The organism is Vibrio sp. 1S139 (genome assembly GCF_041439475.1).
Lineage (GTDB): Bacteria > Pseudomonadota > Gammaproteobacteria > Enterobacterales > Vibrionaceae > Vibrio > Vibrio crassostreae_C.
The window spans coordinates 1-5,832 of record NZ_JBGOOD010000114.1; the positions used below are offsets into that span (position 1 = coordinate 1).

A 5,832-nucleotide genomic window follows, 5' to 3' on the forward strand; every position below is an offset into this window, starting at 1 on the left:
GACTCATCAACAGGCTACTGCATGATCTCCATACACCACATTTGACAATAGCTCAAGGTTAATCAGCAGACCATACATTCTTGAAGTCTGGCCATCCCCAGTTTGTGATGGCCACGTTTTTCAAAATGCCTTGGAAACGAACTGTTTGTAGGTGATGGAACATAGGCACTAGCCAATAATCAGAAATCAACGTGGATGCAACGGGCTCCAACTCTGCCAAGTAATTAGGCAGTTCAACGGATGCTTTATGAAGATCTAAACGCTGCTTGAGCCAATCACTGTTCATCTCTCCCAAAGCAGAGTGCAAAACAGGATCATTCATCATCCACGAAAACAGCGAAGACGGGGCATTGTCATCGAGATTCAGGTTACACAACACCAGATCCTCCTTTAACTCACCACTCTGAGAGAGCTGCGCCAATTCTCGAAAACTGTAGGTGTTCACCTCAACTCCCACACCATATCGTTTCAATATGTCTGAAACGCAGATGGCACATCGGTACAACGCATAATAGTCATAAACTGCAATACTCATCTTTTTCGGTAATTGTGCTTCTTTCGAAGGCGTTCGATACAATTTTTGCCAACTTGGCAGTATGTTTTGAGCTAAAGAGACACTGAACAAACCCTTATTTTTTTCCAACTGAGATAAAATCGCTTGTGGGTTGGTCAGTTCTGAAAGGTATTTTCGCTGCTCATTATTAAGCGGAGTTACCGCTGAATTCTGATTGAACAGGATAAACAAGCACCCATCCTCGACTCGGCTACGAAGGCCGTCTGTGTCTGCTGAAACAAGCTCCGTATCGCTTTTCCCTAGCTGATGGAAACAAGAAGAATCTTCATAAGACGAGACTTGCATTTGGCTGTCATCGAATCGAGCACTGCCTGTCATCGATTCTTCAAACTGCCAGATGGTCACCTCATCGGTTAAAGACCGACAACCATAATAGAGCTCAAATGCCGCGAGCTTGATCCGTTCATTATTGGTCTCAACCACTTTAAATGGGCCGGTTCCAATAACAGCATGTGACACCGAGTTTAATGGCGATGGCTCACGAGTTACTTGCGCAGCAGGTTGAATCGAATACTTAACGCCAGCCAATAAGCCAGCAAAACCGGTGTCTGCTTTGGTCAATTGGAAGCTGATCCTTAACGGCTGCTCACTGTAAACCGAAGCAACATGGGCTAACTCTGTCTGATAGAAAGGTAGCGGTTGTAAGGCGGTAAACAACGATACTAACTGCTTGGCATCAACGGGTTGACCATCGTGGAAGGTTAGGCCTGGGCGCAAATAGAAAGTCCAAACCAACTTTTCAGCATCATATTCCCAATGGTGCGCCAGTTCAGGCTTCAACTCGCCCTTACCATTACAAGTGACTAAGCAACTGAACACTTGCCTGATCAAAAAGCGTTCGCTACTGCGGTGAATATGATGTGGGAACAGGTCTTCAAACTTACGCTTATAGGTCAATTGAACGTGAAGCAATCCTTCACGCATGGTCGCGCCAGAGGTTTCTTGAAGGAGAGAACCAAATACAGCGCGGTCATTGTCTAAAAGTGAGAGCGCTTTTTCGTACTTACCCTGCTCTATCAGTTTACCGGCAACGTGTTGAGTCAGCTGTTGATTACTAAAGCGCAAAGTCAAATTTGAACGTTGATTCCTACCGACTTTTGGCTCCCAAATTACCCATTCAGCCTGATGCATCTTGCCTAACAAAGTTCGTGCATGGCGTAAACTGGTGAACAGCTTGCCTGCGACCTCGGTTAAGGTCACCGAGTGTGAAAGATTAGGCTCAAACGAATCCAGCCTTGTGTAGTAACGCATCATGTTTAGATCAGACAAATAATGAACCTTTTTAGAAACAACCCTTCCTGATTAAGCCCATTATAAAACACATCAGTCAAAAAGTAGCGATAAAAGACAAAAACAGGAACAACTTAGTAAAAACCCATCTGTTTATTACTTCCTATTAAGTAACCATAATTAATGGGTCAACAAGGAACTTTGAGCTCCCACCAAAGCCTAATACAAGAGAAGTAATCATCATGAGAAAATACTATCTTAATAAGCTAAAAAGCACCTGTAGCAAGCTCGAAAGAGAAGCACTACGAACACTTATAGAGCTATGTAACTGGCGTTATTAGTACACTTTTAAGCACCGAGTTAACGCGAGTTGAGTACAACCTAATAGGCTCCTACCCCCAATATGAGTTAGGTCTCAACTCGCTTTTCCATTCCAAACTCCCTCTCAACCTAGTTGTACCAATCGCTCACACATTCGATAAATTTCCGTTGTCGACTCGACAAATTTAATTCGTTTTCTTAGTTAAACGAAAAGCCTTAAGGTTCGCCCCGAAGCAAGCAAAGAGCCTCAGAAAAACTGAAAGCTCAGCTAACAACTCATTTATTTGCAGTTACCAATCAGGTATTAACTAAGGAAACGCCATGCGTATCGCAATTCTTTCTCGCAACGAAAATCTATACTCTACCGCTCGTCTAAAGCAGGCTGGAGAAGCACGTGGTCATCAGGTCGATGTTATCGACACGTTGCACTGTGATATAGATATCGCGAGTAACAATCCGAAGATTCGCTACATGGGTGAAGAGCTACCTCAATACGATGCTGTTATTCCACGTATTGGCGCTTCCATTACCTTTTACGGAACTGCGGTTGTTCGCCAATTTGAAATGATGGGCACTTTTTGTATCAATGAGTCAGTAGCAATCAGTCGCTCTCGCGACAAACTGCGCTCACTACAACTGTTGTCTCGTAAAGGTATTGGCTTACCAAAAACAGGTTTCGCTAGCCGCCCAGACAAGATTCAAGACCTGATCAAAAACGTAGGCGGCGCGCCACTTGTGATCAAGCTTCTTGAAGGCACTCAAGGTATCGGCGTTGTACTAGCAGAAACAAACAAAGCAGCAGAAAGCGTTATCGAAGCGTTCATGGGCCTAAAAGCGAACATCTTGGTTCAAGAGTTCATTGAAGAAGCAAATGGCGCAGACATCCGTTGTTTTGTTGTTGGCAACAAAGTAATTGCTGCAATGAAGCGTCAAGCTGGTGAAGGTGAATTCCGCTCTAACCTGCACCGTGGCGGCACTGCTCAGCTGGTTAAACTAACCAAAGAAGAGCGCGCAACAGCAATCAATGCAGCGAAAATCATGGGATTAAACCTATGTGGTGTAGATATCCTACAATCTAAGAACGGCCCAGTAGTAATGGAAGTAAACTCTTCTCCAGGCCTAGAAGGCATCGAGAAAGCAACGGGTAAAGATGTAGCAGACATGATTTTCGAATTCATCGAGAAGAATGCAAAACCAAACGCTAACCGTACTCGTGGCAAGGGCTGATTGAATACCGATAACTCATGATTGGAAAGAAAATGAACAATAAAATGATCATAGGGAATACCGAAGCACTTTGCTTACCAGAGTTAGGGATAACTGGACTACATACACGTGTTGATACAGGGGCTAAAACCTCTTCTCTACACGTAGACAATCTACTATGTGTTAAATCAAATGGTGAGAAATTCGTAGAGTTCGACCTTCACCCAGACGTTTATCACCTAGAAGAGACGGTGCGCTGCAAGGCGAAACTGAAAACAAGTAAGAAAATTAAATCATCTAACGGCGAAGTTGAACACCGTTGCGTGATTGAAACCATGCTAAGAATCGGTGGCCAACAATGGCCGATCGATATCACGCTAAGCAACCGTCAAGACATGACTTACATGATGTTGCTTGGACGTCAAGGCATGAGTGACAAAGTGATTGTTGACCCTGCGGGTGAATTCCTGCTGACTCACTAATCCGAGTCATCGTAACCGCTCCACAGGTTATAACTAAAGCTACTCACAACGATATAAGGCCAGTCTCATGACTGGCCTTATTGCTATCTATTTTTCTATTTCTACTTTCAGCTCTGAATACACGACTTTGCATTCAGACTTCTGATCTATTTCTTCGATTTACCATGAGATTGAAAACCAAATCGCCCAATCGATAAAAGTAATTTCTTGGTTTTGATTTTCGTCACTCGCCAATGTGTAACAGGCCTTCTTGGGGCACTCATCAGCAGGTGTTCAAAAGCCTTCTGACTGAAATCGACTTGCCCACCATGCGCCACCAGCAAGGTATCGAGCTGCATGTCATAAATGCGCGATACAGACGCTCGATACTTATTAGGGTGAAAGATAGGAAACGGCGGAATCAGCTTCTTCTTAACCTCGACCATTAAATCGGCAACATAAGCCACGCTGTGTGATGGGCAATAGACCGAGAGATCACGGTCGGTATGGCCCGGTGTTTCAAGAACCAACCAATCATCAAACCCTGGAATACTATCCCCATCAGACAGCTTGTAGTCCGGCTTTAACTTTCTTGAATACCATAGGTTTGCTTTAGGCTTGCCTAAGCGGTTCGCCATCCACCTAGCAAGCGCTAAGTCGGTCAGGTGCATCAAAATGCCATCGATGCCGTGATACCAATCTTTGTCTCTGTTTGCTGCCACCAAATGACAATTAGTCAGCTTTCTGAGCGTATGCGCTGCCCCTGTGTGGTCCGGATGCATGTGTGTAACAACCACAGTATGTAGGTCGCTAAATTCACGGCCAAGCTCATCTTCAATGAAAGCCCTAAGATGAGGAATATCCGCACGGCACGCACCATCAAGTAACAGCAACCTATCTGGGTACTCTACGAGATACATGTCTTGGATATAGCCTTTGATGGTATGCAGCTGCAAAACCGCTCCTTGTGATAAAACAACTGGTCAGACCTGTACAATAGCAAATTCAACTTCAATTGTGATCATTTTGTTAAAGACAACAATCTAAAACCGGATAGAGAACCCGAATCAAGATTTCTATTGGTATTCACTCAATTACTCAATTACTCAATTCCAATTCAACTCAGTGCACAGGAACAAATTCCAAAGATTGCCATCAATTTCATCCGATATTTTTCAGCATTATCGAATGCCCGCATTGCCGTAAACCTTACTCTATAGGCCTTGCTACTCTAGCCTCCACATGTTTTATCGTGACGACAAAACATGTGATTTGTTGGCCTGAGTTATTAGGACTATATATGCGCCTCTAATTTATTGTCTGAGTGCTATACATGAACCAATTAATCGATGCTCTTTCTACCCAAGGTTATTTCGTTTGGGATGACTTCTTAACTCAAGAAGAAGTGGTGGCATTGAGGGATTGCATTCCAGAGAACTGGAAAAAGGCTAGGATTGGCCGTAACGATGAAGTAACGCGAGAGTCGACCATTCGTAGTGACAAGATTCAATGGGTGCGCCGCGATATGGGTCAGCCAGCATCTCTGTTCCTAGACAAAATGGAACAAATTCGTTTAGCGGCAAACCAAGCGTTCTTTTTGGGTCTGTTCGAGTACGAAGCGCACTTTGCTAAATACGAAAAAGGCGACTTCTACCAGAAGCACTTAGACTGTTTCAAGGGCAATGAAAACCGCCGCCTGACCACTGTGTTCTATATGAATGATGAGTGGACAGAAGAAGACGCTGGTGAACTTGTGGTTTACGACCTAAAAGACAACCACATCACGACCATTCCACCAAAGTCAGGCCGCTTATTTGTGTTCTTATCTGAACAGTTCCCACACGAGGTACTGCCGACAAACACAGAGCGATTCAGTATTGCAGGTTGGTTCCGTATTAACGGCGTGAAAGACAACCAACTCGATATCGCACACTAAAGCGAGGTTCGGGTCAAAGCCTCATCTCATCCAAAGCCTCTCCACTCGAGATAATGCCGATCGTTTAAGAAGACTTGAACGATCCTGCAGTTAGCAGATAATCC

5 protein-coding genes are annotated in these 5,832 nt (G+C 44.2%); 3 read left to right on the forward strand and 2 right to left on the reverse strand.

Annotated elements, in window-relative coordinates; all coding sequences use genetic code 11:
• Positions 1–58: 58 nt before the first annotated feature.
• On the reverse strand, positions 59–1,843 hold the full coding sequence (locus tag ACED46_RS21110) for an SgrR family transcriptional regulator (protein ID WP_371722375.1): 1,785 nt from the start codon (positions 1,841–1,843) through the stop codon (positions 59–61).
• A gap of 603 nt (positions 1,844–2,446) precedes the next feature.
• Here ACED46_RS21110 and rimK point away from each other — a divergent pair.
• Both rimK and ACED46_RS21120 read left to right on the forward strand, forming a co-directional pair.
• Positions 2,447–3,352, forward strand: a complete 906-nt coding sequence (gene rimK, locus ACED46_RS21115) for a 30S ribosomal protein S6--L-glutamate ligase (protein ID WP_004740040.1) — start codon at positions 2,447–2,449, stop codon at positions 3,350–3,352.
• A gap of 32 nt (positions 3,353–3,384) precedes the next feature.
• Positions 3,385–3,813: a RimK/LysX family protein gene (locus ACED46_RS21120; RefSeq protein ID WP_004740039.1), complete on the forward strand. Its 429-nt coding sequence runs from the start codon at positions 3,385–3,387 to the stop codon at positions 3,811–3,813.
• A gap of 146 nt (positions 3,814–3,959) precedes the next feature.
• Here the strand turns inward: ACED46_RS21120 and ACED46_RS21125 are convergent, their stop codons facing one another.
• Positions 3,960–4,748, reverse strand: a complete 789-nt coding sequence (locus ACED46_RS21125; protein WP_371722376.1) for an MBL fold metallo-hydrolase — start codon at positions 4,746–4,748, stop codon at positions 3,960–3,962.
• Positions 4,749–5,125: 377 nt separating this feature from the next.
• Here ACED46_RS21125 and ACED46_RS21130 point away from each other — a divergent pair, with 377 nt between their 5' ends.
• Complete coding sequence (locus tag ACED46_RS21130; protein WP_017060569.1) at positions 5,126–5,728, forward strand: 2OG-Fe(II) oxygenase; 603 nt, start codon at positions 5,126–5,128, stop codon at positions 5,726–5,728.
• The last annotated feature ends 104 nt before the right edge of the window (positions 5,729–5,832 follow it).